The organism is Caryophanon latum (genome assembly GCF_001700325.1).
Lineage (GTDB): Bacteria > Bacillota > Bacilli > Bacillales_A > Planococcaceae > Caryophanon > Caryophanon latum.
The window spans coordinates 76,559-102,627 of sequence record NZ_MATO01000016.1 but is presented as its reverse complement, the minus strand read 5'-3'; the positions used below and the strand labels follow the sequence as shown (position 1 = coordinate 102,627).

The window sequence follows — 26,069 nt, the reverse complement described above, 5'->3', positions numbered from 1 at the left end:
TATTTTTCCGCTAGTTATCCTGATGTTCGTTGCAGCATTTGGGCCTGCATTTCTTCACGTAAAATGGCGCGCAGCTCTTGATCTGAAATTTTCAGCGTATCCGATCGTTTTGCCGTTTTCCCCGCTGCTTTCATATTAAATACGAGCTTGACACCTGCCATATTAATCCCTTGCTCTAACAGTTCACGTACCTCTAGCAATGCGTCGATATCGTTTAACGAAAACATGCGACGATTGCCTTCCGTTCGCTGTGGTGAAATTAAATGATGCTCCTCATAGTAGCGAATTTGACGCGCCGTTAAATCGGTAATTCTCATAACAGTGCTAATCGATAATAGCGGAATCGCTTTTCTATCTTGTTGACTCATGTTAACTACCTCCTCTTCACATGTATAACTGTACCACCACGTCCATTCATGAAGCAAGTACATGTAAGGAAAAATAACATATCCTTTTTCGAACGAATTTATCTCACATTTAGATAGAAAAAAATACCTATTTTTCAGCTCATCATCATAAGCTAGGATTGACGTATAAAGATTGCTTGAAACGACAACTCCAGCGGGAAAAACGCAAGCCTCAAGAAGTGCGGGCAATCAGCACTACTACATGAGTCATCGCCTTCATTACTAACATCGTGTTCGCCGCTGAGCCCCAAAAATTTATGTACCTCACGTAATCGCAAAGATAAAGCGAAGTCCGCAATACGCTCCTGCCAATTAACTAGCGTATCAACATGCTTGTGACGTAACAAACAAAAAATCACCCTCGCAACAAATTGCTGCGGGGCGATTTTCATATTGTTTACACTGCTGGCATATACGATTTTCGCTGCTTCGCGATCCACGTATGCATCGTGCGATATAGTAAAAGCATAATGACTGTTAGCAGCACACCTTTTACGATGTTGAATGGTAAAATTCCAAGCACGATTGTTTCATACATATCAAACGTGCCCCAACCTAATAAATATGTGTACATCGGTAAAAACGCAACGTAATTTAAAATACTCATTCCTACTGCCATTGCGATTGTACCTGCTACTAAGCCTGTCGCTAATGCTTTTGTTGATTTTAATTTTTTATACATGTAGTACGTCGGTAAAATGAATAAAATGCTTGTCGCTAAGTTTGCCATATGTCCTACTGGTACGCCTGTTGGAGCGCCTGAGAAAATCCAGTCTAACACGTTTTTAATTAGTTCCACTGTAATACCCGCTACTGGACCCATAATAATTGTCGCAAGTAACGCTGGCACGTCGCTAAAATCGATTTGTAAAAACGCTGGAAACCATAGTAGTGGGAAATTCAGTAGCATTAAAATAAATGAAATACTGCTTAACATCCCGATTGTGACAAATGCACGAAGTTTTTGACTTTGCTTACCCATAAGTAACAACTCTCCTCTTGCTGACCATCTCGCTAAGAAGAAAGGACAGTATACATGCACACGCTCACCTACATAAAAAACCCCTTACCAATGAACTGATAAGGGAGAAATAGGTACACGAAATAAGCGTTTGTGAACGATTTATTTTGCCGTAGCGAAATAAACAGTTGTCAACACACTGCTCGACTATGCGCGTCATGAATGACTGCACCTTCACCTTCTCCCATCCAGACTATACTGTCGGCTTTGGAATTGCACCAAATCCTGCACGAAAACTATCGGCTCGCGGGCTCGAAACGCTATACGGTCGCATCCTCCAATTACGGTCGGAAGCGACACACGTTAATTACCGCCGGTCGGGAATTACACCCTGCCCCGAAGATGAATCAATATTAAATTTTGTATACGTTTATTATACATGTTTTCAATTCAAAGTAAATAACTTTGCTTTGGAACGTTGCCAAAATGCACGATTCAACGTTCTTTCATTTTAATGCTCTATTGGCAGCTCAAACGTAAATGTTGTGCCGACGTTTTGAATGCTATCCACTTTGATCGTGCCGTTATGTGCTTCAACGATATTTTTCGCAATCGCTAAGCCGAGCCCTGTGCCACCTTTACCGCGTGTACGTGCTTTATCTGCCTTGTAAAATCGCTCAAATACAAACGGTAAATCTTCTTTCGGAATACCTTGCCCTGTGTCGCGCACTTCAATGCGAGCTGTGCCGACTTGACGCCAAACAGATACTTGCACCGTACCGTCTTGCGGTGTGTAGCGCAGTGCGTTGTCAATTAAATTTGTTAACACTTGCTCGATGCGATCTTCGTCCATTTCGATAAAGTAGTCGTCTGTATATTCGGATACAAAACGAAGCGTCACCTGTTTCTCGCGGGCAATTTGGCTAAATTTATATGTCATGCGTTCAAACGTTGACGCGACCGGCAAAAAGTCTTTATACAAGCGCATTTTACCCGATTCTGTGCGTGCAAGCGTTAATAAGTCCGATACGAGACGGTTCATGCGCTGTGATTCGTCGTAAATAATGCGAATCATTTCGTCCTTTTCTTCCTCGCTTTGCACGACGCCATCAATAATTGCCTCTGAATAGCCTTGTAACATTGCAATTGGTGTGCGCAGCTCATGCGATACGTTCGATACGAAATCTGCACGCAGCTTATCTAATCGGTGCTGCTCCGTTTTATCGCGAATGACAACGAGCGCCCCTCGCACCGTGTTGCCACTATATAACGGGCTAAGTGAAATAATTAAGTAACGCCCACCAATTTCAACGCGCTCGGATAAATGATCTTCAAAATGCAACACGTGGTCGAGCATATGATACAGCTCTGGTGGTAAATGCTTCGTCGATTCATCGTATGCTTTTTGTGCGTACCATTCTTGCAGCTGCTTTTCGGCAAGCGGGTTCGTCACTAAAATTGTCTCGTCGCGGTTAAACGTAATCACTGCATCGGTCATCGACGTTAAAATGCTTGAAAGCTGCTCTTTTTCTTGGTTGCTTACTTCTAAATGATGGTGCACTTGACGCGCCATTTTATTAAAAGCAGTCGCAAGCTGTCCAATTTCATCGTTACCTTTATATTCAACTTTCGTATCAAATTTGCCTTTTGCGACTTCAAATGCTGCCTCTCGCATACGACGCAACGGCAGCGTAATACGACTTGATAAGAAAAACGCAAAAAATGTCGTCAACACAAATGCGATAATAGCAGAAATGAAGACGATGCGTGTCGTTTGTGTCGTCGCCTCACGTAGCGCAGCGGGTGATTCGTAAATAAAAATTGCCCCGTGTTCCGCCGCTTCTGCATCAATCGGGAAACCAAGTACGACATATTTTTCAATGCGGTCTTCTTCAATATTTGACGGCAACATCATCTCGCGTACAATCGGCTGATTCGTTACGTACACATCATCAAACTTATTACTCGTTAAAATGTCTGCTTGAATATGCTCTTCGTTAATGCCTTCTTGTACCGCAAAGGCAATATTCATTTTGTCAGTCGCAATGAGCGCGTTCGTATGCTGTGGTAAAATGTCTTGCACGATCGTTAACGTACGTGCCGGATCCTCATTATCGTCAATGAGCTTAGCAATCGTCGTCGCGGTTTGACGCAAGGAGCTCTCAGCTTGCTCGGTATGGTATTCTTCTAAAAACTCCAACATCAGCACCGTAAAAACAAATACAATAAATGAAACGAGAAGCAATATGGTTGCCCATAGCTTCCCGACTACACTTCGCCATATTTTATTCATTCACGACCTCAAATTTATAGCCAACGCCCCATACCGTTACAATCATTTTTGCAGCGTTTTCAGATACGCGGTTAAGCTTTTCGCGCAAACGTTTTACATGCGTATCAACCGTACGTAAATCGCCGAAGAAATCGTAATGCCACACTTCTTTTAATAGCTGCTCACGGTCAAACACTTTATCCGGTGATTTCGCTAAAAAGTATAGTAGCTCGTACTCTTTCGGTGTTAAGTTTACTTCAATGCCATCTGCTGTTACGCGGTGTGCATCGTGATCGATCGTTAAATGTGGGAATACGACTAAATCCTTTGAAGACGATGGATTAACAGTCGGTGCAAATGCCGCTGAGCGACGTAAAATTGCTTTGACGCGCAGCACGACTTCACGCGGGCTAAACGGCTTGACGATGTAATCATCTGCACCAAGCTCAAATCCTTGTACGCGGTTTGCTTCTTCCCCTTTGGCCGTCAGTAAAATAATCGGCGTCGTTTTCTTCTCGCGCAGCTCGCCGCACATTTCAAGCCCATCTTTTTCCGGCATCATAATATCTAATAAAATACAGTGATAATCAAAGTCTAGCGCTTTTTGTAACGCTTGCTCACCATTTTCAGCTTCTTCAACGTGGTAGCCTTCACGCTCTAAATACATTTTTAACAGACGACGAATACGATCCTCGTCATCTACTACTAAAATCGTAATATTTTCTGACACAAGGCAAACCCCTTTCATACTTACTTACTTCTCATTTTACATATTGTTGACACAAATGAAAAGAGAAAGAGCGACAATGCCCGATAAATCAGCGCTTTTCATGAAAAAAGCGCATACATCTGCCGCTCCTTTACAATGAAAAGTGCGAAATGTTTCATAACCTTTCTGATATTTTTGTGAAATATCCGAAAAACAATCGACAAAAAAGAGAGGGCTGCGTGTAGACAGCACCTCTCCTCGTTTACGCCGCGTATGAATGCAGCCCAGCAATAATTAAGTTCACGGCAACTAAATTAAACATAATAATGACGAAGCCGATGACCGCAAGCCACGCTGATTTTTTTCCTTCCCATCCTTTTGATAGGCGAAGATGTAAAAAAGCAGCGTAAAACAATGCGGTAATGAGTGCCCATACTTCTTTTGGGTCCCATCCCCAATAACGCCCCCACGCTTGCTGCGCCCAAATCATCGCAAACAATAGCGCACCGAGCACGAAAATCGGGAAGCCGATTACGACGGCGCGGTAGCTAATTTCATCGAGTAGCTGTGAGTTGACGCGCTGAAATAGCGGCTTGCACATATTCGTAATCGAGCGACGCGCAAGTAAGCGAATGAGTACGTATAGCACTGTACCGAATAAAAATGCCCACGTCACCGTCGTTAGCTTTTTCGCATTAATAACGGGTGGTGTTTCGACAAGCGGCGTAAACGTATCGTCTAGCTGCTCGTATTCGTTCATTCCCCAAATAGCTGGCATCGTGTACGTAATGCTCGCCTCTTTGCCTTCTTTGTCGATGTAATTAAAATTAGATTCATATTGCATTGACGAAAACGTAATCGTCGCCACAACGAAGCCGACAACGACGATGAGCGTATACATAATACCCTCTAGTGCAATCGATTGTTTCGTCCGCTTGTTTGTATCGACATTTTTTAATAAATAAATGAGCCCCGCAACAGCACCGATCGCAAAAATCGCCTCACCCATCGCCGCACAAATGACGTGAATTGTTAGCCAATTTGATTGCAGCGACGGCACGAGTGGTGATACGTCACGGTCAAACATCGCCGCATAGCCGATGACTAAAATAGCAAGCGGCAGTGCAACAACGCCAAGCGCAGGCAAACGGTACATGAAATAAATGACTAAAAATGCGCCGACGATAAACATGCCAAACGCTGCTGTAAATTCAAACATGTTGCTTACCGGCGCGTGCTTAACGTGAATCCAGCGCGTCACGAAGTAGCCGACGTTTAAGATGAACGACACGACCGTAATTGCGACGGCGTACGTTTCCCATTTCGTGCGCGGTCCTTTTTGTGCAGATTGCTTAATCGCACCACCAAATAATAACGTCGCCACTAAATATCCGATAAAGGCACTAAATAATAAATAGCCACTTAGCTGTAATAGCGTCACTGCGCATCATCCCCCTTTTGTTGTTGCGGTTCCTCATCTAGCTGATCGACGACGTGCGGTAGCTGCACCGCTTCTTCTAGTCGCTTCATATCTTTTTGCATGCTAAACCAGTTTTTATTCGTATGCGCTGCGACGTATAGCGTATCGTCTTGCACGAGCAGCCAAATGCGACGATGCTGCCAATACGAGCCCATTGCGACGCCGATCAAGAAAATAATAGCGCCGACGAATAAAATCGGAATCGTGCGGTCAAGACGAATCGTTAAGCCTGAAATGTCCGTAAACTCCGTCGACACGAAGCGCATTTGATACGCATTGTCCCCGAGTGGCTCCACCGTTTGCTGAATGCCGACGAAGCTCGTTTCGCCTTCTGGTGTTTGTGGCGTGAACATTTTAAATAAAAATGCGGGATTTGTCGGGAAGCGCGAACCGGTTTGTGGCTCGCCCTCTTCAAAGCCTGTAAAATGCGGATAATAGCCGATGATGTCAATGCGCGTCTGTTCATCGATGACGTACGACGTTTCTGGATTGTATAAATCGATCGTCACTTCACCGAGCGACTGCTGCGTCTCTTTATTCGTCAGCGCAAACGTCATCGTCTTCAGTTCATCGTTTAAGCGGTAATCCATTTGATAAAACGCATAGCCCGCTTCCTTTAACGGATGGTTGACGCGAATTGCATATTCCTGCACGACTTCTAAGTTAGACGTATTACCAGGCAATGCGCCCTCTGGCTGTTTATATAGCACGACGTTCGTTTGGAAGTTTTTCGCAACCGTATTGACGCCTTGCTCTGCCATTGCGGCGGTTTGTTCCTGCTCATCATGCAGCTCTAAAATAAACTCTTTGTTTTCTAAAAAGTAGCCGTCCATACCTGGCACTGCTGTAATTTGACCTTCGCGCGCCCACATCGAATCGTCCACGTACATGCCCGGTATGACGCGCAACATCACACCAGCTAAAAAAATAATTAAGCCGACGTGGTTAACGTACGCCCCGTAGCGAGCGAAGCGGTTTTTTTCCGCAAACACTGCGCCGTCTTCTGTACGTACGTTGTATTTCATTTGTTTAAGCGTGTTAGCCGCTTGCTGTAAGTCAACGTCATTGCTCCCTTGTGCAAATAGACGCTGACGCTTTAAAAAGCTCGTATGGCGCTTCACACGCTGATTCGTTAATGATTTATGTAACGGAATGCCGCGGTCTAAGCTTGCGACGATGATCGACACACCGAGCAAACCGACGATAACTTGGAACCACCACGTCGTATACAAGTCGGTAAGCCCGAGCGCGTAATATATTTTGCCGAACGTGCCGTATACATTTTCGTAATAAGCGCCCGCATTTTCCTCCGTAGCGGGAATGAAAAATGCTTGCGGTAAAAATGTGCCGATTGCCGCGGCGACGAGCGTAATGACGATGAGTGCGACGCCTACTTTCACGCTTGAGAAAAAGTTCCACACTTTATCGATCCACGATGCATTGTACGTTTTTGAACGTACAGCTGAGCCTTCATAGCGCATATCGGCAACTTTCTTTTCCTTCTCCTCGTCCGTGAGCGGTCTGCCACATTGTATACATAAATGCGTGCCGTACGGATTTTGCTGTCCACATTCACACATGTTCATTTTCATGTAAAAACCCCTTATCGTTGCGACATTTGTGCAGTAGTAGCGCCCGGCTTAATCGACTCCATATGCGCGGCAATTTGCTGCTCGCTCATTTCGCCTGTAATAATATTTGTGACGACGCCAAACTCATCGATTAAAATCGTTGCCGGTAAATGAATAATGCTATACGCGTATTTCACATCCCCTGTCGTATCGATTGCTACAGGAAATTTCAAGTTATGTTGACGCATAAAATTTTCGACTTCAAACGTCGATTGCTCGATGTTCACCGCTAAAATTTCAACGCCTCGCTCCTCGTACACCGCATATTGGCGCGTCATCGCAGGCATTTCTTTTTTGCACGGCTCACACCACGTACCCCAAAAGTTTAAAAATACCCCTTTGCCGCGATAGTCCGATAACGTGCGCGTATTACCTTCTAAATCAACAAGCGAAAAGTTCGGTGCGTCGTCGCCAATTTTAAGTACGTTACGTTCTCCAACGCCGCCGCTATTGACGATCGCATATACAATTGCGACCGCAAGCAGCGCCAAAATACTTCCACGCATGATGCGGCGCTTTTTCTTTTTATCCATCAGCTCACATCCTTTATGTACGTCAATTACTAATAGTATAGCAAAAAGAAGGATTTCCTGTTAATTAAGCGCATTTATTCTCGAAAAACATATAAAAGATGCTGAATGTCACATGACACCCAGCATCTTTTTTATCCGATTGTACCTGTTTCTGCTAGTACGCGCAGTTGCTTTACTTCATGCTTTGATAGTTGTCGATATTCACCTGGTGTTAAGTTCCCTAAATCAAGGAAAGCAAAACGCTCACGCTTTAATTTCACAACTGGTGTACCGATTGCTTCAAACATACGACGCACTTGACGGTTACGCCCTTCATGAATCGTAATTTCACAAATCGCTTTGCCTGCTGTTTCGTCATACGACATCATGCTCACTTTCGCTGGTGCTGTTTTGCCGTCTTCTAGCTTAATGCCGCGCTGTAATTTTTTCAAACCGTCAATTGTCGGGATACCTTTTACACGCGCAACGTACGTTTTATCAATTTTAAATTTTGGATGCGTCATTAAGTTCGCAAATTCACCGTCGTTCGTAATTAATAATAAACCAGATGTATCGTAATCAAGACGACCGACTGGGAAAATGCGCTCGATGACATGCTTGCCGAAAATATCGATTACCGTTTGACGACCTTTATCGTCCGTTACAGCTGAAATGTAGCCACGTGGTTTATATAGTAGGAAGTATACTTTATCTTCGTTTTCTAATTTCACACCGTTTACTTCGACTGTATCCGAGTTTGATACTTTTGTGCCAAGCTCTTTTACAACTTGACCGTTTACTTTTACTTTACCTTCTAAAATTAACTGCTCTGCTTTGCGACGTGATGCTACACCCGCATAAGCAATTACTTTTTGTAATCGTTCCATCGTTTCACCTCATTGAGTTCGTACATTTCGTTGCCTTGATGTTGTTCACATCAAATAGCTTTATATGAATTATCACACGTTTTGGCAGTTCGCGTCATGCGGCTCGCTTTCTTGGGGCTCGGCGGCGAACACGATGTTTGTCATGAAGGTGATGCCACATGGACGTGGCGCTCATCACCTTCCTCAAGCCTCCGCACCGCTCCTACGTCGCGGCTTACGGGGTCTTGAGTCACGAGCTTTTCCCCAAGGAGTCTCGCCGCACGCACACTGCCACTAAAATACAGCGTTGATTTTTGTTTTGTTGTTAAAAATCGTTAATCAACAGCTTTGATGAATAATTAGATTAATCGCTATTTCATTAGCACGTTGTATGCCGTAAATAACTAGTATACCGCTAATTCGGATCGTTTTCAAAAGCTTCTTGGAATTTCGTCATAAATAAATCCGCTTCGGTGCTCGCTTCGTCGACTTCAGCGTCTGGTAATGGCGGTAGCTCGCGCAAATCGTTCAAGCCGAAAAAGTTTAAAAACTCACTCGTCGTGCCGTATAAAATGGCGCGTCCCGTTCCTTCGACGCGTCCGACTTCTTGAATTAACCCTTTTGATACGAGCGTTTGAATTGGACGCTCACATTTCACACCGCGCAGCTCCTCTACTTCAACGCGCGTAATCGGCTGCTTGTACGCCACGATTGCTAGCACCTCTAAAGACGCCTGTGACATCGATTGCGTCGACGGGTTTTCAACAAGCTTTTGAATCGTCTCTGCCATTGACTGCTTCGTCACGAGCTGATACGTCCCTGCAAGCTCTTTAATCGTAATGCCGCGCGTATCGTCGTCATCGAGCTGCTGCTTGAATTCAACAAGCGCGCTCGCCACTAATTTTTGGTCTTGCTCTAAAATCGAAGCAAGCTGTGCAAGCGTTAAGCCGTCATCACCTACGACAAATAATAAGCTTTCAATTTTACTCTGTATCGTCATCGTCTTCAAACTCCTCTTTTATAAGCACCACTTGTAAATCGTCGAAATTGTGCGGCTGCTCGACCGTAATCATTTGGCGCTTCATAAGTTCTAGCAGCGACAAAAAAGTCACGACGAGCTCACTTTTTTCCTCGTACGGAAACAGCGTCGAAAACATCGCTTTTCCTTCACTTCGCTGCAGTGCGGTCACGACGCTACGCATTTGTGCCTTAATCGAAAATTCCGCACGCTTCACGGTCGTTTGCACAGGTGCGCGCAGCTGTTTACGGCGCAGCATTTTTTGGAACGCCCCGAGCATGTCGTATACGTTAATGTTCGGATCAAATAGCTGTAGCTGCTCGACCGATGCTAAATGTGATAAGTCGGTCGGTGGACGCGTGAAGCTACGCGCGCGCTCCTCCTCAAGCTGCTGCAAGCTTTGTGCCGCTTCCTTAAACTTTTTATATTCAATTAACCGCGCAACAAGCTCCTCACGCGGGTCGGGTGCGTCAAGCTCAAACGTCTCGTCCTCTAGCTCCCCTTCATGAATCGGCAGCAACATACGGCTTTTAATCGCTAGCAACGTCGCAGCCATTACTAAATACTCGCTCGCCTCATTTAACTCAAGCTCCTTCATCGCATGAATGTGCTCGATATATTGCGACGTAATTTGTGCCATTGGAATATCGTATATATCAATTTCCAAACGGTGAATTAAATGTAATAATAAATCAAGCGGGCCGCTAAACGCATCGACCTTTACTTCATATGTCATGTAAATCCATCCTGTCATCGTTAGTCAAAAACTATCTGTGTACCGTTGCTTAAACATATTTATCCCATTTCAGTATAGAGGAAGTGAACGACAATTGCATCCATTGTATCACCCATTGTTTATCGATTATATCACCTATTTTAACGGCAATCATGACTATTTTGAATGCCATGAAGTGCTAGAGGAATATTGGAAAGACGTAGCACCTGGCGATAAATGTCACCCGCTCGTTGGTTACGTACAAATTGCGACAGGTATGTATCATTGGCGTCGTGGCAATGTAAACGGGGCTGCGCGCATTTTCAAAAAAGGTATGACGCTACTTGCAACTCCGACTGACGAACGCTTTACGGAGTATATCGACATGAAGCAGCTGCACGACGACTGCACACGAGCGTTACAGCGCATGCAAGACGGCAAAACGTTTTGTGCCTTTACGATGCACGTCACAAACGATGCATTAAATGCAACCGTTACAGCACGCATGAAGGAGCTTCAGCCTGTCGATCCACAGTTTTTACTGCATAAGCATCAGCTGCGCGACCGCTCCGACCTGTTGCAAGCACGTGCACAAAAAATCGCAAGCAAACAAAAATGACCGCGCAATGGCGGTCATTTTTGGTTACAGTTGTTTAATGCATTTTTCAATAAGAGACTGATTCGCTTTTACCGATTCGATGCGCGTGACGTTTGGCAAAGCTTCCACCGCTTCTACCATACGGCGCGCAATCCCCTCTCCACGGTGACTTGGCATGACGGACACATGCTGTACATACGCAACGTCACCATCGTGCTGCACGCCAATTAAGCCTAAATATTCGTCATTTTGTTTCCATAAATACAGTTGCCACGTTTCTTCCGTTTCGTAACAACACATCGTCTCTCGTAGCTTTTTCAAATCTTTCTGCTCCGGGTTGAATGATAATAACCCCATCGCTAATTTTTCCAAAGCTTTTTTGTAACGACATAACATTTGTTTAATCCCTCATCTTTTAGTAATCACGTAATTTCACATGACATATGCTACACGATTTCAAGCAGAAGGGCAAATTTTATTCCAATATTTAGGCTAAAATATACGAAAGTACGTTCGTTACAACGTTTTAATGCGACTATTTTAATGTAAGCGGTAAGTCATTTTGTACTAAATCTTCGTAACTTTCACGACGAACTGCTAATTGGTGTTTGCCTTCTTCTACAAACACAACTGCTGGACGTGGTACGCGGTTGTAGTTTGAAGCCATTGAGTAGCCGTATGCACCTGTACAGAACATCGCTAACGTATCGCCCGCTTCTGCTTTTTGTAGCGCTGCGTCAACGATTAATTTATCGCCTGACTCACATAGTTTACCCGCTACTGTATACGTGTAATCTGCTGCTTCGTTCGCTTTGTTTGCGATGACCGCTTCGTATTTTGCATCGTATAACGCTGGACGAATGTTATCGCTCATACCGCCGTCTACTGCGATATACTCACGCACGCCTGGCACTTCTTTATGAGAACCGATTGTATAAAGTGATGTACCTGCATCGCCGACTAATGAACGACCTGGCTCGATCCAAATTTGTGGCACGTCTAAGTTTAATTTCGCTGCTTCTTCCTTCACGACTTTAATCATGTCCGCAACGTATTGCTTCGGCTCAAGCGGTGTATCTTCTGCTGTGTAACGAATACCAAAGCCGCCACCTAAGTTTAATACTTGCGGTGTGAAGCCTGTTTCGTCGCGCCATGCACCTAATTTGTTCATTAGCTTGCCTGCTGCTAAGCTAAAGCCTTCTGTTTCGAAAATTTGTGAACCGATGTGGCAATGTAAGCCTAATAATGAAATGTTTTGTTTCGCTTGTACGACTTTGAACGCTTCGTCTGCTTGACCGTTATTTAAATCAAAGCCAAATTTTGAATCTGCTTGACCTGTCGTAATGAACTCGTGCGTGTGCGCTTCAACGCCTGGTGTAACACGTAATAATACGTCCATCGTTTTACCTTTTTGCGCACCGATTTGCTCGATTAAGTCGATTTCGTAAAAGTTATCAACGACGATACAGCCAAGGTTTGCATCAAACGCCATTTCGATTTCTTCTACGCTTTTGTTATTGCCATGGAAATGGATGCGCCCAGCTGGTACGCCTGCTTTTAACGCTGTAAATAGCTCGCCGCCTGATACGACGTCTACTGACATGTTTTCTTGCGCAGCTAATTGGTACATCGCGACACATGCGAATGCTTTTGATGCGTACGCTACTTGTGCTTCAACGCCTAAGTCTTTAAACGTCTCAACGAACCCTTGTGCGCGCTCGCGAATTAGTGCTACGTCGTAAACGAATAACGGCGTGCCATATTCCTTTACGAGCTCAGACGTTTTCACGCCACCGATTGTTAATTCATTGTTTTCAATTGCTTGTGTTCCATATAAATGCATCTAATGTTTCCCCTTACTGTCAATTTATTACCACAAATGTTGATTCATTTCGGCTCAAACATTCGCGATTTATTATGAAGAAAACTTTACCACACAGCCGACATTGCCGCAACGAATTTCGTCTTACTTATTCGAATGTTTGAATAATTATGAATGTGCAAAAAATGTTTATTCCATCGCTATGTTAGGTTGAACGTGTGCTACATCGATTGGCGACCATTTGACATTGCCAATGTTTTCTTAATTTTTATTCATTCAAACGAATAAAAAGGAATTATATTCAAAAGGCACGCCCGTTGAATATAATTCCTCTACTTCATTATTGCACGTTGTATGCACGTAACGCCTGTGCCACAATGTGTTCTTGAATATCGTTGTTCGCATATAAATACGCAAGCACGTCACCTGCTGCTACACGTTCGCCGTCTTTTACAACTAGCTCGATGCCCGCATCAAAATCAAGCACCGATTCTTTCGTTAAGCGACCTGCGCCAAGTGCAACCGATACTTCGCCGATTTGCTGTGCGTCGATTGATTGCACAACACCGGCTTTGTTTGCTACGACCGCTATTTTATGCGCGACATCGTTCATTACTGTATCGTTCACGTCGCCGCCTTGTAAGCGAATCATTTCAAATAATTTTTCCTTTGCCGCACCGCTTCGTAACACGTCTAGCACTTCGTCACGCGCTGTCGGCTTGTTGTTCGTCGCCATGTTGTACATATCTACTGCCACGTCCACGCACGTATCGATTAAATCTTGGCTCGTTTTGTCGACGTTTCCTGCTAATACGTCAATTGCTTCGACGACTTCTAGCTTGTTGCCGATAAAGCGACCGAGTGGATTGTTCATGTCCGAATAATGAATTTTCATTTTGCGGTTGAACGCCTCGCCAATTTGCTCCATCGCTTGGCCAAGCTGCTGCGCGTCCTCGATCGTTTTCATAAATGCCCCGTTGCCATATTTCACATCAAGCACGATGCCGTCTGCGCCTGAAGCGATTTTTTTCGACATAATCGACGCAGCAATTAACGGAATCGAATCGACTGTACCTGTTACGTCGCGCAGTGCGTATAGCTTTTTGTCTGCTGGTACGATGTTTGCCGTTTGACCTGCCACCGCGATGTTCGCATGTTGCACGTTTGCGATAAATTCCTCCATCTCAAGCTCTACACGTAACCCTTTAATCGATTCTAATTTATCAAGCGTACCACCTGTAATGCCTAAGCCGCGTCCTGAAAACTTCGCTACCGGCACGCCAAGCGCAGCTAAAATTGGTGTCACAACGAGCGTTACTTTATCGCCAACCCCACCCGTTGAATGCTTATCGACTTTGAAGCCGTCAATTGACGATAAATCGACGACGTCACCTGACTTGATCATCGCGTCTGTTAACGCAAACGTTTCCTCTGGCGTCATGCCGTTTAAGCGAATGGCCATCAGTAGCGCTGAAATTTGGTAATCTGGAATGTCACCGTTTACATAACCTTGAATGAAAAATTCGATTTCCTCGTTCGTCAATGCGTGGTGATTTTTTTTATGTTCAATGATGCTTAAAATGTTCATATAGGTCACTTCTTTCTTTATAAGTACGGTACAAAAGGGCTGTGCTACATCTCGTTAGCACAGCTCCATTCATTACACTAATTTCGCTAAAAAGCTTTTGCCTGATGGTGGTGCATCGACGCCGAAGTTTTCCGCAATCGTTGCGGCGATGTCTGCAAATGTTTCTGGCATGTCGAGTGCAGCACCACCGTTAAAGCGCGGTGAATATACAAGCAGCGGCACGTATTCACGTGTATGGTCTGTCCCTGGGAATGTCGGGTCGTTGCCGTGGTCTGCTGTAATCATTAATAAATCATCTTCACCGAGCGCATCGAGTATTTCCGGTAAGCGACGGTCAAATTCTTCAAGCGCCTCCCCGTAACCTTGTGGGTCGCGGCGGTGTCCGAAGTTCGCGTCAAAGTCCACTAAGTTTAAGAAGCTCATTCCTTCAAATTCACGGCGCACGACTTTTGATAGTTGATCCATGCCGTCTGTATTATGTTTCGTACGAATCGCCTCTGTTACGCCCGCACCGTTGAAAATATCTGAAATTTTGCCGATTGCGATGACGTCTTTTCCTGCATCTTTTAACGCATCCATCGTCGTGCGCCCGAACGGTGAAAGCGCGTAATCATGACGGTTTGATGTGCGCGTGAAGTTGCCTGGTGTTCCAACGAACGGACGTGCAATAACACGACCGACTAAATATTCAGGTGCAAGTGTTAGCTCACGTACAATTTCACAAATGCGGTATAGCTCCTCTACTGGAATAACATCCTCATGTGCCGCAATTTGTAGCACTGGGTCAGCTGACGTGTACACAATTAAATTGCCCTCTTCCATATGTTGCGCACCGAAGTCGTCAATGACTGCTGTGCCGCTGTAAGGTAAGTTACATACGACGTTGCGCCCTGTTTTTTCTTCGATTAATGCAATGAGCTCCTGCGGGAAACCGTCTGGATACACTTTAAACGGCTTGTCGATGTGTAAGCCCATAATTTCCCAATGTCCCGTCATCGTATCTTTGCCGACTGACGCTTCTTGCATTTTCGTATAATACGCTTTCGGTGCTGCGGCTTTTTCGATACCGTCAATTTCACGAATATTTGATAAGCCTAGTGCTGCCATGTTCGGCATATGTAAGCCGTTCATATGCGCGGCGATATGCCCAAGCGTATCTGCTCCTACGTCTCCAAATTGCGCGGCATCTGGTGCTTCGCCAATGCCTACTGAATCCATTACAATTACATGTACTTTTTTAAATGTCATACGTTTTTCCTCCTACGTTGCTGCTCGCTCTATTCTATCAAACATTTCTTAAAAAATATACGTCAGACATCAGACTAAGTTTTTTTATGCACGTGGATGGAATTGTTTGTACACTTCTAGTAAACGCTTTTTACTCACGTGCGTATAAATTTGCGTCGTTGAAATATCCGCATGCCCTAACATTTCCTGCACTGCGCGTAAATCGGCGCCGTTCTCTACTAAATGTGTTGCAAACGAATGGCGCAGCATATGCGGCGTAATGCTCATTACAAGCCCCGCTACCTCACCGTACTGCCTTAAAATCGTACCAATTCCTTGGCGTGTTAACCGCTTGCCACGCTGATTAATGAAAAAAGCATCTGTTTTCGCTGCTAAAAACGCCGGTCGTCCTTCCTGTAAATAACGCGTACATGCTGACAATGCACCGCGCCCAAGTGGAATGATGCGCTCCTTACCACCTTTGCCGTACACGCGCACGAAGCCCATCGTCATATGCACATCATCTAAATTGAGCGTCATGCATTCACTAACACGCATGCCGCTTCCGTACAATAGCTCTAAAATCGCGGCATCACGTATACCGTGTGGTGTCGTCACATCCGGCGCGTCCATTAAACGATCGATTTGCTCCACGGATAGGACGTGTGGCAGCTTTTGCTCAAGCTTTGGCATTTCTAAATGAATGGTTGGGTCGCGCGTCACCTTTTGTTCGCGCACTAAAAATTGATGAAACTTGCGAATCGACGAAATATGGCGCGCAATTGTACGCGTGCTTTTACTTTGTCCTTTTAACTGCTGTAAAAATTCAACGATGTGCAGTCGCTCCACATCGCATAACGCTAGCTGCTGCGTCTCAATATACGCTAAATAGGCGATTAAATCACGCTTATATGCTTGTAGCGTGTTGCTCGCTAATTGACGTTCTACTCGTAAAAAATGCAAATAATCTTCCAGTGCAAATTGCTGCTCATTCATACGCATACCCCTTTTTCTATGTTTTCGAACAATATCGCTCTTCACGTCGTCACAAAGTTTCCCAGCCGTTAACTCGGTCGAGATTGCAAAGGCGTTGTCGCTCTGACGCGAAGCAATTAGCCTTTACCGTCTGCGTCCACATCACGTTACGAGCAGCTTATATTTCACATATACATTGCGTCGTTACTGCTTTTTGACAATCAAAACCGTGCCATCATTGTACCAAAATTTCGTTCGTGCACAACAAAAAAATGCCATTCGAAAAATGATTCGAATGACATTCGTTGCTTATTACTTATGATCTTCATCGCTGCCATCGTGACAACGCCAGCAAATGCCGTGGAACGTTAAGCGATGGTCTTTAATTTGGAAGTTCCAGCGCTTTTCTACAACCGCTTCAACATCCTCAAGTAAATCTTCTTGAATTTCGTCAACTGCGCCACATTCTAAGCATACTAAATGATGATGGAAATGTGTCGCACCTTCTTGGCGTAAATCATAGCGAGATACACCGTCGCCAAAGTTAATTTTATCCACTACTTTTAATTCTGTTAACAACTCTAATGTTCTATATACAGTTGCAAGCCCAATTTCAGGTGCTTTCTCTTTTACGAGTAAATATACATCCTCCGCCGAAAGATGATCTTCCTCGTTTTCTAAAAGTACCGCTACTGTTGCTTCTCGCTGTGGCGTCAGCTTATAGCTAGCACTATGCAACTGTTTTTTAATTCGATCAATACGGCTCTCCATATGACGCCCTCCTAAACTCATCTTATTATACCAAATGATTAAAATGGCTGACAACATTGTCGCTCTCATTCAATGAAAACATTTCAACCATTTACTATAATACGTGAACAGCTCATTTATGTTGATGTGTTATGTACATCGTCATGCATCGTGCTATGAAAACTTGAACAGAAGCTACGCAATGTCTTTCATGTTACAAGTTCTTTTATGTTTTCAAATAAATGTTTCGTCATGCTCAATCAACGATGTCTTCGCTACATTTTTAGTAAGTCAAACCTTACTTAGTATACGCGAAAATAGCAAAAGTAGCGAGCGTTATTCACTTTTTGCCGAAACAGTCACACAAAATTTGTCACGTTTCTTTCAAAATTACGTATAAACAAAGCGTTCGATTGACGATCACCATTTTATTTTTGCATTTTTGCCCATAAAATCGCAAATGCCGTTTTCGCATCATAAATCGCTTGAGACGCCATAAGCTCCTCTGCTTCCTCAATCGTCACATATAGCAGTTCAATAAATTCATCCTCATCTCCTGCTTGTGGCTGATCGATTTTAAACAGCTGCTTCGCGACGTATAAATGAATGACTTCATCAGCAAATCCTGGTGACGTCGCAAAGCTTTGAATGTACGTTAGCTCACCGCAGCCATAGCCGGTTTCTTCCTCCAGCTCACGGCGCGCTGTCACGATTGGCTCCTCACCTGGCTCAAGCTTACCAGCAGGAATTTCAATGAGCGAGCGTTCCAGCGCTTTACGGTATTGCTCAACTAATATGAGCTTGCCATCGTCCGTTAACGCAATAATCGCAACTGCACCTGGATGTTTCACAATTTCACGTTTTGCTTGCTGTCCATCGGGTAATTGTACAGTATCGACTTGTAATGAAATAACGCGTCCACTAAAATGATGCTCACTTTGAATCGTTCGTTCTTCAAATTTTTTCATTGCTATCCCTCACTTGTTTTATCACTATGATTCATTGTACCATTATTAAGAATTGACTGGAAAGATAAAGGAGGTTATCCGGATGAAACAACGTACATTAGGTAATAGTAATTTTTCAGTGTCGGAGCTTGCACTTGGCTGCATGTCTTTACCGACGCAAATTGACGACGCAGCGCAAATTATTCAAACAGCGCTCGACTATGGCATTAACTATTTCGATACAGCCGACCTTTACAATAACGGCAAAAACGAAGAAATGCTCGGACAAATTTTAAAGCCCGTACGCGACGAAGTGTATATCGCGACAAAAGTCGGCAACAAGTGGACAGATGGCGAAGAAGGTTGGACATGGGATGCATCAAGCGACTACATAAACCGCGCTGTGCGTAGTAGCTTGCAGCGACTTGATACCGATTACATCGATTTATATCAACTGCACGGCGGCACGACAGATGATAACTTCGAGGAAATTACGGCAACGTTTGAAGCGTTAAAGCAAGAGGGGCTCATTCGCGAATACGGCATTTCATCGATTCGTCCAAACGTCATCTCTCGCTTCGTGCCAAATAGTGCGGCTGTATCGGTTATGATGCAATATAGCTTACTTGACCGACGCCCAGAGGAATGGTTCTCACTCATTGAAGAAGCGGGTGCATCTGTCGTATCACGCGGCACGATTGCAAAAGGGTTACTATCATATGAATGGAAAGAGCGCATTACAGAAAAAGGATACGAAACGTACGCATATGGGGAGCTCGAGCAACTGTTAAACGAGCTTGAGCAGCAATATGGCAATCTTCAAGCGGTTGCATTAGCGTTTAACTTAAACAACACAGCTGTTGCATCAACTGTAATTGGCGCAAGCAGCAACGAGCAGCTAAACGCTACCATTGCCGCATATGACGTATCACAAGAAATTGCTGATTTATCGCTTGTTGAGCAGCTTACAACCGCTGCACATTATACAAATCATCGATGAAAAAATATGTTTTTTTACTATTTTTACTTACGCTGCTCATCGTCTTTTCCAACACGACGTATGAGCAGCAATCGCTTATCCCGCTTTTACAACTATTGCTCGCTAGTCAGCCATTCACCCCGTTTTTAAGTCAATTTGAATTTACATATTGGGGGCGCACGATTTCAGTTGAGCAATCTGGCTATTTCCATTTCGTCGAATTCATCATTCGAAAAGGCACGCACTTTAGCTTTTTCGGCTTAATTGGCGTCGTTATCTTTTACGTGCTGCGTCGCGTACGCTTTGCTCCATTGCTTGCGATCATCGCCGTGTTCATACTCGGCTGCTTAGATGAGTATCGCCAAAGCTTTTCGCCTGACCGCACTGGCACAATTAAAGATGTGTATATCGATACAGCAGGTGCAATCATTTTCGTCACGCTTGCGTATATTGTATTTAAATTAAAACGAAAAAAAACACGAAATGAACGCGCATAGGCGGCATTTCGTGTTTTTTTAATCAAGCGCAATCGCTTTTTGCTGCAACGTATGTAGTTCATATGCACGCACTTTTCGCGGTATGAAACGACGAATATCAATTTCGTTATAGCCGATTTGCAAACGTTTTTCATCTTTCACAATCGGGCTACGCAATAAGCGCGGGTATTGTTGAATCAGCTCAAACAATTGCTGAAGCGACAGTTGATCGACGTCAAGCTGCAATGCTTTAAAATCGTTTGAGTTCGTCGCAATAATATCGTCCGTACCATTTTCCGTCATGCGTAAAATCGTTTTAAATTGTGCTAATGTAAATGCTGATGGTGTAATGCGTTTTTCGGTAAATGGAATGTCGTTTGCTTTCAACCATTTAATTGCTTTTCTAGATGAAGAGCAGCTAGACTGTGTATAAATTGTAACGGTCATTCTTCCTGCCTCACTTTCTGTCGTAAAGTCGAATCCGTTCATTCTTTATTTATCTTACTACTAAGATAAATTTCCATCAATACATTACTAGCTTACAGTTTTGTAAAGTATCATGTCGATTTGACGTCAAAATTGAAAGCGTTTTCAAAAAAAACATATGAATACGCGATGCGAAGCTTTTTCCTCCGCACCGTCATTCGTTAAAATTTCGAGCCTTTGTCGCCGTACGTATTTAATAGCTCCTCAAACGACATATTTTTTTCACGCTGTTTACGCTCTTGCTTTTTTTGCTCCGCTAGCGCTTTTGCTTCTTGCTCCTCTTTTTCCAACAGCCCTTGCTTTGCTTGCTGAAGCTTCGCTAATACGTCACCACCTAATTGATCTTTCAGTGACAGCTGCTCTTTCTTTTCATAGCTCGGTACTTGTTGCTGCTTCTTTTTCGCCATGTGTAGTCCCTCCTATTGTACAAACAAGGCTGCCGCATCCGTTTTCACGCACGCGACAGCCTTTACTATTATTTATCTTGAACTTTATTCATTTGCGCCATCATTTGACGAATTTTCTTTTCAGACGGTTTTTGACCCATTTGCATCATCATCATACGTAACATGTTTTCATTAATTGGTGGGTTTTCTTTTAAGTATTTCTCCATATATTTACGTGCAATAAAGAAACCTAATGCTGTACCCCCGATTAAAGCAACGATAATTAATACGATTGCTAACCATATAGCCATGTTATCCAACCTCCTCCACTTGCGATGTCCGAGAAAAACTCTCCACGCTCGATTATACACTAATTTTAAAAGTGATACTACAACTTAATGTATCGAAAATGCATACATACTCTTTTTCATCATTATGCCAAAAAATGCGGCGTTATACAACGAAAGAGCGACGAAGCAAATATGCCTCGTCGCTCTTATCACTGTTTATTAAACTATACGTTTTGTTAGTCAGCTCTCCAATCGAGGCAAGCTTTTCACAAACATAGCTTGAGTCGCCCTTTGTTCCGAGCATTCCGCTTTTGCAAATAACTAACGACTACCGTTGAAATTATAGCGCTTTTACTTTCGCTACTACATTTTCTACTGTGAAGCCGTATTTTTCCATTACGATTTCGCCTGGCGCTGATGCACCGAACTTGTCGATTGCAAGCACGTCACCGTTGAAGCCAGTATATTTATGCCAACCGAATGAAGAACCCATTTCGATTGCTAAACGTTTCGTTACTGTGCTTGGTAATACTGACTCTTTGTACTCAGCTGATTGCTTTTCGAAGCGATCCATCGCTGGCATTGAAACAACTGATGCATCGATGCCATCTGCCGCTAACGCTTTTTGTGCTTCCACTGCTAACGATACTTCAGAGCCTGTTGCGATTAAGATTGCATCCGGTGTTTCCTTCGTTGCTGGAGATACAACATAAGCACCTTTTTCTACGCCTGCATAAACCGCTTCAACTGGTGCATCTAACACTGGTAAGTTTTGACGAGATAGTACAAGTAATGTCGGTGTACTTTCTGACTCTACTGCGATTTTCCATGCAGCTGCTGATTCGTTCGCATCTGCTGGGCGGATTACCGATAAGTTTGGCATTGCGCGTAATGAAGCTAAATGCTCGATCGGCTCGTGTGTTGGACCATCTTCACCGACAGCGATTGAATCATGTGTGAATACGTATGTTACTGGTAAGCCCATAAGTGCTGATAAACGAATTGCCGGACGCACGTAGTCAGAGAATACGAAGAACGTACCGCCGAATACTTTTAAGCCACCGTGTAATGCCATACCGTTAAGTGCTGCACCCATTGCGAATTCACGTACGCCAAACCAAATGTTGCGACCTGCGTAATCGTCTTTTGAGAAGTCACCTGCACCTTTCATCGTCGTTTTGTTTGAGCCTGCTAAGTCAGCTGAACCACCGAAGAATGAAGGTACTGCTTGTGCGATCGCGTTAATTGCGTCACCTGAAGATGAGCGTGTTGCTACTGATTTACCTACTTCGTACTGTGGTAAATCTGTTACAACGATTTTTCCTTCGATCGCTTCTTCTAATTGTGCTGCAAGCTCTGGGAATGCTGCTTTATAAGCGTCAAATTGTGCGTTCCAAGCTGCTTCTGCGTCTTCGCCTTGCACTTTTGCCGCTGCGTTAAATGTGTCATACACTTCAGTAGAAATGTCGAATGCTTCGCGCTCCCAACCATATGCTGCTTTCGTTAACGCTACTTCGTCAGTTCCTAATGGCGCACCGTGAGAATCCGCTTTACCTGATTTGTTTGGTGAACCGAAGCCAATAACTGTTTTGACTTCGATAATTGTCGGACCGTTTAACGTTTTTGCTGCTGCAATTTTTTCGTTAATGTCTGCAATGTCGTTGCCGTCTTGTACTTTTAAGTAGCTCCAGCCGTAAGACTCGAAGCGCTTTTGAATGTTTTCAGAGAATGACTTTTCTAAATCGCCATCTAATGAAATATCGTTTGAATCGTAAAGAACGATTAATTTATCAAGCTCTAAGTGACCCGCAAGTGAAATCGCTTCTGCTGCAACGCCTTCCATTAAGTCACCATCTCCACATAGTGCGAATGTGTAATGGTCGATTACGTCATGACCTTCTTTGTTATAAGTTGCGGCTAAATGCTTTTCTGCCATTGCCATACCAACAGCCATACCGATTCCTTGACCAAGTGGACCTGTCGTCGCTTCAACGCCTACTGTGTGACCGAACTCTGGGTGACCAGGTGTTTTTGAATCCCATTGACGGAAGTTTTTAATTTCGTCTAGCTCTAAGCCATAGCCACCTAAGTGCAATAAGCTATAAAGAAGCATCGAGCCGTGACCTGCTGAAAGAATGAAGCGGTCGCGGTTGAACCAGTTCGGATTTTGTGGGTTGTGTCGAAGTTGTTTCGTCCATAAAGTATATGCCATTGGCGCTGCACCCATTGGTAAACCTGGGTGGCCAGAATTTGCTTTTTCGATTGCATCGATCGATAAAGTTCGAATTGCATTAATTGCTAATTGATCCGCTTGTAGAGTCATGTTAAAAGAGACATCCTTTCTCGTTCCATAATAAAATCTTCATAGTACAGTTTATGCAAATTTGACGAATAAAACAATGCTATTTTGCATCATTAACAAAAAAATTATGACATATTTTTTAATTATGACATACTAATTCATGTTTTTTCATTAATTTGCATGATGATTGACTAGCTAATGAACATACTTCACATAATATGCTACTAGTTTAAAAACTTATTCGCTTTAATTTCTTTTAACTTATCTGGCGTTACGTCATTACCTTCTGGATCCACAATTTTCAAGCTTTCGATATTGTCACGCATCGTTGCACGAAATGTCTCTAAATATTCTGCACGTAACGCAGCTTGCTCTTTCGTTTCAGCTTCCGTTAATGTGCCTGCTTTTTTCTTTTTTGATAGTTCGTTAATGCGCTGTAATTTTTCTTTTGATAACATGTTTTCTCAACCTTTCTATAGTACGTTCTATACAAAGGTATGCAAAAAAGGCTAGAATCGCAAGCATTTAATCTTCCGACTGTGCCTCGTATTCCATAAATCGGCGGTGGACGGTCGCTTTGCTCGCTTTAAAGCCACGCGTACGCAAAATCGTCGCAATTTCTTGGAACGTTAATCCTTCCTTTCGCAGCTGCACAATGTCTTCCATCGGCACATCGATGCGCTCGCGTCCTTCCACATTGCCACCCTTCGTTAAATTTTTTTCAGGACGAAAGCCGTTTGCTACCGCGCGCTGCATCCCTCGCTTAATTTTGGCGTTATGTACTTTGCGTTGATATTCCTCAACGATCGCTAAAATTTCCAGCATCATCGTATCCATATCGGTAAGTGCCATTTGTCCGCCGTTGCTAAGCGTATATACGGTAATACTTTGCTTCGTTAGCATATGAATGATTGCCATGCGCGCATTGCCACGTCCTAGCCTCGTTTCATCTTGCACACAAATAACATCAATGCCGTACTCTTTTATATACGCAAATAAATCGAGCAAGCCGTCTCGCTCAACATCATAGCCACTATGCTCATCTGTAAAAATAGCCGCCACGTCATAGCCGAGCTGCTGAGCGAATGTTTGTAGCTCTGCTTGTTGCCTTTGCAAAGATGTTTGCTGCTGCTCCTTTTGTGTACTAACCCGACAATAAATGACACATTGTTGTTTCATTAGCTATTGCTCACCAGCCTTCGTTCAATTGTATCTATTAGATTGACTGTATCATGTACCGGCACGACGACGTACTGTCCTCTATATACGTATGTGCCAAAATACATGTTGTTTTCCCGCTCAAATATAGCGATCCATTTCTCCTCGCTTAGCGTACCACGATACTGTTCGGAAAGCGCATGGACATCCTCACCATGCTGTACAGTATGCACCATATACGATACATCTTCTTTCAATAGAAAAAAACCAATTATACATATAAGCACCGTTAATTTTATCACATATAATACAAAATGTTTGAGCTGTTCCATTGCGCCACCTCTTTTTACGAACAAATGTTCACTTTCTATAAAAAATAATGTAATGCGAACAGTTGTTTTTGTCAACTACTTTTTCGAACTTGTGTTTGCACTTTAATAAAACAGTTGTTATACTATTTGTAATAAAAATGGCTATCCATCATAACTTAGGGTTGCTTCACACGTCGAGGGAATCCTTCCGCGGACATGAGGGCAAACACGATATTTTTTGTGAAAGTAATCGGTCTCTTGTTTTAAGCAATATATAGATCAACCCTAGCTTGTAGTGATAAACCATAAAAATGAGTAGGAGGGGGAAACTATGAAAAAGGCATCGAAACGACAGCTCGACATTTTAAATTTTATTAAAGACGAGGTACGCACAAAAGGCTATCCACCATCTGTACGTGAAATTGGAGAAGCAGTAGGTTTAGCGTCTAGCTCAACCGTTCACGGACATTTAGCACGACTTGAAAGCAAAGGCTTAATCCGCCGCGATCCTACGAAGCCCCGTGCAATTGAAATTTTAGACGAACGTGAAATGAACGGCTTGCGTAAAACAGATGTTATGCACGTGCCTTTAATCGGTAAAGTAACAGCCGGTTCACCGATTACAGCAATTGAAAATATTGAAGAATATTTCCCACTGCCAAGCACATATGCAAATGGTGACGATTCTATTTTCATGCTTGAAATTATGGGCGAGTCGATGATTGATGCAGGTATTTTAAACGGAGACTATGTTATTGTACGTCAAACGAATACGGCGACAAACGGTGATATCGTCGTTGCCATGACGATTGATAACGAGGCGACAGTAAAACGTTTCTTTAAAGAAGATGGCTATTTCCGTTTACAGCCTGAAAACGCGGCAATGGCCCCAATCATTGTCGATGACGTGACGATTTTAGGGAAAGTTATCGGGCTATACCGCAACATTCAATAACATAAAAAATCATTCGAGACGACATCGTTTCGAATGATTTTTTGCTTTTGATCGCTCTTCACCATAACGTAGGGTTGCTTTTCACGTCGAATCAGGCTTTCCGCGGACCCAGGGGTGAACACGATGTTTATTCTGAAGGTGATGAGGTGATGGCTCGTGTAGTGGCGCTTATCACCTTCCTCAAGCCTCCTCGTCGTTCGCACCTCACGACTGCGGGGTCTCCGCTGAAGTTCGCCTCTCGTTTCAAG

28 protein-coding genes and 1 riboswitch are annotated in these 26,069 nt (G+C 43.7%); of the genes, 4 read left to right on the top strand and 24 right to left on the bottom strand.

What is annotated here, in order from left to right; all coding sequences use genetic code 11:
- Window positions 1-14: 14 nt before the first annotated feature.
- The 10 genes from A6K76_RS04865 to A6K76_RS04815 all read right to left on the bottom strand — a co-directional run bounded on the left by A6K76_RS04865 (window position 15) and on the right by A6K76_RS04815 (window position 10,592).
- Window positions 15-368, bottom strand: coding sequence for a MerR family transcriptional regulator (locus tag A6K76_RS04865; RefSeq protein ID WP_066462671.1), 354 nt, complete (start codon window positions 366-368; stop codon window positions 15-17).
- A gap of 436 nt (window positions 369-804) precedes the next feature.
- Window positions 805-1,389, bottom strand: a complete 585-nt coding sequence (locus A6K76_RS04855) for an ECF transporter S component (RefSeq protein WP_066462668.1) — start codon at window positions 1,387-1,389, stop codon at window positions 805-807.
- Window positions 1,390-1,600: 211 nt separating this feature from the next.
- A riboswitch (FMN riboswitch) is annotated at window positions 1,601-1,776 on the bottom strand.
- A gap of 103 nt (window positions 1,777-1,879) precedes the next feature.
- Window positions 1,880-3,661 carry an ATP-binding protein gene (locus tag A6K76_RS04850; RefSeq protein ID WP_066462667.1) on the bottom strand — a complete coding sequence of 594 codons (1,782 nt, stop codon included), beginning with the start codon at window positions 3,659-3,661 and terminating at the stop codon, window positions 1,880-1,882.
- Window positions 3,654-4,370, bottom strand: a complete 717-nt coding sequence (locus A6K76_RS04845) for a response regulator transcription factor (RefSeq protein WP_066462666.1) — start codon at window positions 4,368-4,370, stop codon at window positions 3,654-3,656. The genes A6K76_RS04850 and A6K76_RS04845 overlap by 8 nt, the downstream gene beginning before the upstream one ends.
- A 241-nt stretch (window positions 4,371-4,611) precedes the next feature.
- Window positions 4,612-5,790, bottom strand: a complete 1,179-nt coding sequence (gene ccsB / locus A6K76_RS04840) for a c-type cytochrome biogenesis protein CcsB (RefSeq protein WP_066462665.1) — start codon at window positions 5,788-5,790, stop codon at window positions 4,612-4,614.
- On the bottom strand, window positions 5,787-7,421 hold the full coding sequence (gene resB / locus A6K76_RS04835) for a cytochrome c biogenesis protein ResB (protein ID WP_066462663.1): 1,635 nt from the start codon (window positions 7,419-7,421) through the stop codon (window positions 5,787-5,789). Before resB ends, ccsB begins: the two co-directional genes overlap by 4 nt.
- 11 nt (window positions 7,422-7,432) lie before the next feature.
- A complete protein-coding gene (gene resA / locus A6K76_RS04830) occupies window positions 7,433-7,993 on the bottom strand; it encodes a thiol-disulfide oxidoreductase ResA (RefSeq protein ID WP_066462661.1) in 561 nt (186 codons plus the stop codon).
- Between the two features lie 131 nt (window positions 7,994-8,124).
- Window positions 8,125-8,859, bottom strand: a complete 735-nt coding sequence (locus A6K76_RS04825) for a pseudouridine synthase (protein WP_066462659.1) — start codon at window positions 8,857-8,859, stop codon at window positions 8,125-8,127.
- A gap of 394 nt (window positions 8,860-9,253) precedes the next feature.
- On the bottom strand, window positions 9,254-9,838 hold the full coding sequence (gene scpB, locus A6K76_RS04820; protein ID WP_066462656.1) for an SMC-Scp complex subunit ScpB: 585 nt from the start codon (window positions 9,836-9,838) through the stop codon (window positions 9,254-9,256).
- A complete protein-coding gene (locus A6K76_RS04815) occupies window positions 9,822-10,592 on the bottom strand; it encodes a segregation/condensation protein A (protein WP_066462651.1) in 771 nt (256 codons plus the stop codon). Before A6K76_RS04815 ends, scpB begins: the two co-directional genes overlap by 17 nt.
- Window positions 10,593-10,686: 94 nt before the next feature.
- Here A6K76_RS04815 and A6K76_RS04810 point away from each other — a divergent pair, with 94 nt between their 5' ends.
- A complete protein-coding gene (locus A6K76_RS04810) occupies window positions 10,687-11,190 on the top strand; it encodes a DUF309 domain-containing protein (protein ID WP_066462650.1) in 504 nt (167 codons plus the stop codon).
- Window positions 11,191-11,214: 24 nt separating this feature from the next.
- Here A6K76_RS04810 and A6K76_RS04805 read toward each other — a convergent pair whose 3' ends face one another.
- From A6K76_RS04805 to A6K76_RS04775, 7 genes are all read right to left on the bottom strand, one after another.
- Window positions 11,215-11,526, bottom strand: coding sequence for a GNAT family N-acetyltransferase (locus A6K76_RS04805; RefSeq protein WP_245671954.1), 312 nt, complete (start codon window positions 11,524-11,526; stop codon window positions 11,215-11,217).
- A 178-nt stretch (window positions 11,527-11,704) separates the two neighbouring features.
- The gene (gene lysA, locus A6K76_RS04800; RefSeq protein WP_066462647.1) at window positions 11,705-13,012 is read right to left on the bottom strand and encodes a diaminopimelate decarboxylase; all 1,308 of its coding nucleotides are present in this window, start codon (window positions 13,010-13,012) and stop codon (window positions 11,705-11,707) included.
- 319 nt (window positions 13,013-13,331) lie between these two features.
- Window positions 13,332-14,579: a thymidine phosphorylase gene (locus tag A6K76_RS04795; RefSeq protein ID WP_066462646.1), complete on the bottom strand. Its 1,248-nt coding sequence runs from the start codon at window positions 14,577-14,579 to the stop codon at window positions 13,332-13,334.
- Window positions 14,580-14,651: 72 nt separating this feature from the next.
- Window positions 14,652-15,827: a phosphopentomutase gene (deoB, locus tag A6K76_RS04790; RefSeq protein ID WP_066462641.1), complete on the bottom strand. Its 1,176-nt coding sequence runs from the start codon at window positions 15,825-15,827 to the stop codon at window positions 14,652-14,654.
- A gap of 84 nt (window positions 15,828-15,911) precedes the next feature.
- Window positions 15,912-16,802, bottom strand: coding sequence for a site-specific tyrosine recombinase XerD (gene xerD / locus A6K76_RS04785; RefSeq protein WP_066462639.1), 891 nt, complete (start codon window positions 16,800-16,802; stop codon window positions 15,912-15,914).
- A 291-nt stretch (window positions 16,803-17,093) separates the two neighbouring features.
- A complete protein-coding gene (gene fur, locus A6K76_RS04780; protein ID WP_066462637.1) occupies window positions 17,094-17,552 on the bottom strand; it encodes a ferric iron uptake transcriptional regulator in 459 nt (152 codons plus the stop codon).
- A 407-nt stretch (window positions 17,553-17,959) separates the two neighbouring features.
- Complete coding sequence (locus A6K76_RS04775) at window positions 17,960-18,499, bottom strand: NUDIX hydrolase (protein WP_066462636.1); 540 nt, start codon at window positions 18,497-18,499, stop codon at window positions 17,960-17,962.
- A gap of 82 nt (window positions 18,500-18,581) precedes the next feature.
- Between A6K76_RS04775 and A6K76_RS04770 the strand changes: the two genes are divergently transcribed.
- Both A6K76_RS04770 and A6K76_RS04765 read left to right on the top strand, forming a co-directional pair.
- Entirely contained in the window at window positions 18,582-19,478 is an 897-nt protein-coding gene (locus tag A6K76_RS04770; protein ID WP_066462634.1) for an aldo/keto reductase, read from the top strand.
- The gene (locus tag A6K76_RS04765; RefSeq protein WP_066462633.1) at window positions 19,475-19,954 is read left to right on the top strand and encodes a VanZ family protein; all 480 of its coding nucleotides are present in this window, start codon (window positions 19,475-19,477) and stop codon (window positions 19,952-19,954) included. The genes A6K76_RS04770 and A6K76_RS04765 overlap by 4 nt, the downstream gene beginning before the upstream one ends.
- Before the next feature lie 18 nt (window positions 19,955-19,972).
- On the opposite strand, the gene spx is transcribed toward A6K76_RS04765, so the two are convergent.
- From spx to A6K76_RS04730, 7 genes are all read right to left on the bottom strand, one after another.
- Window positions 19,973-20,380, bottom strand: coding sequence for a transcriptional regulator Spx (spx, locus tag A6K76_RS04760; RefSeq protein ID WP_066462695.1), 408 nt, complete (start codon window positions 20,378-20,380; stop codon window positions 19,973-19,975).
- 200 nt (window positions 20,381-20,580) lie between these two features.
- Window positions 20,581-20,826 carry a YqkE family protein gene (locus A6K76_RS04755; RefSeq protein ID WP_066462632.1) on the bottom strand — a complete coding sequence of 82 codons (246 nt, stop codon included), beginning with the start codon at window positions 20,824-20,826 and terminating at the stop codon, window positions 20,581-20,583.
- 68 nt (window positions 20,827-20,894) lie between these two features.
- On the bottom strand, window positions 20,895-21,116 hold the full coding sequence (locus A6K76_RS04750; protein WP_066462631.1) for a YneF family protein: 222 nt from the start codon (window positions 21,114-21,116) through the stop codon (window positions 20,895-20,897).
- A gap of 319 nt (window positions 21,117-21,435) precedes the next feature.
- Window positions 21,436-23,418, bottom strand: coding sequence for a transketolase (gene tkt / locus A6K76_RS04745; protein WP_066462625.1), 1,983 nt, complete (start codon window positions 23,416-23,418; stop codon window positions 21,436-21,438).
- Between the two features lie 203 nt (window positions 23,419-23,621).
- Window positions 23,622-23,855 carry a DUF896 domain-containing protein gene (locus A6K76_RS04740; RefSeq protein WP_066462623.1) on the bottom strand — a complete coding sequence of 78 codons (234 nt, stop codon included), beginning with the start codon at window positions 23,853-23,855 and terminating at the stop codon, window positions 23,622-23,624.
- A 67-nt stretch (window positions 23,856-23,922) separates the two neighbouring features.
- The gene (locus A6K76_RS04735) at window positions 23,923-24,576 is read right to left on the bottom strand and encodes a YneB family resolvase-like protein (RefSeq protein ID WP_066462622.1); all 654 of its coding nucleotides are present in this window, start codon (window positions 24,574-24,576) and stop codon (window positions 23,923-23,925) included.
- On the bottom strand, window positions 24,576-24,887 hold the full coding sequence (locus A6K76_RS04730) for a hypothetical protein (RefSeq protein WP_066462620.1): 312 nt from the start codon (window positions 24,885-24,887) through the stop codon (window positions 24,576-24,578). Before A6K76_RS04730 ends, A6K76_RS04735 begins: the two co-directional genes overlap by 1 nt.
- A gap of 310 nt (window positions 24,888-25,197) precedes the next feature.
- On the opposite strand from A6K76_RS04730, the gene lexA reads away from it, so the two are divergent.
- On the top strand, window positions 25,198-25,821 hold the full coding sequence (gene lexA, locus A6K76_RS04725) for a transcriptional repressor LexA (protein ID WP_066462618.1): 624 nt from the start codon (window positions 25,198-25,200) through the stop codon (window positions 25,819-25,821).
- Window positions 25,822-26,069: the final 248 nt, after the last annotated feature.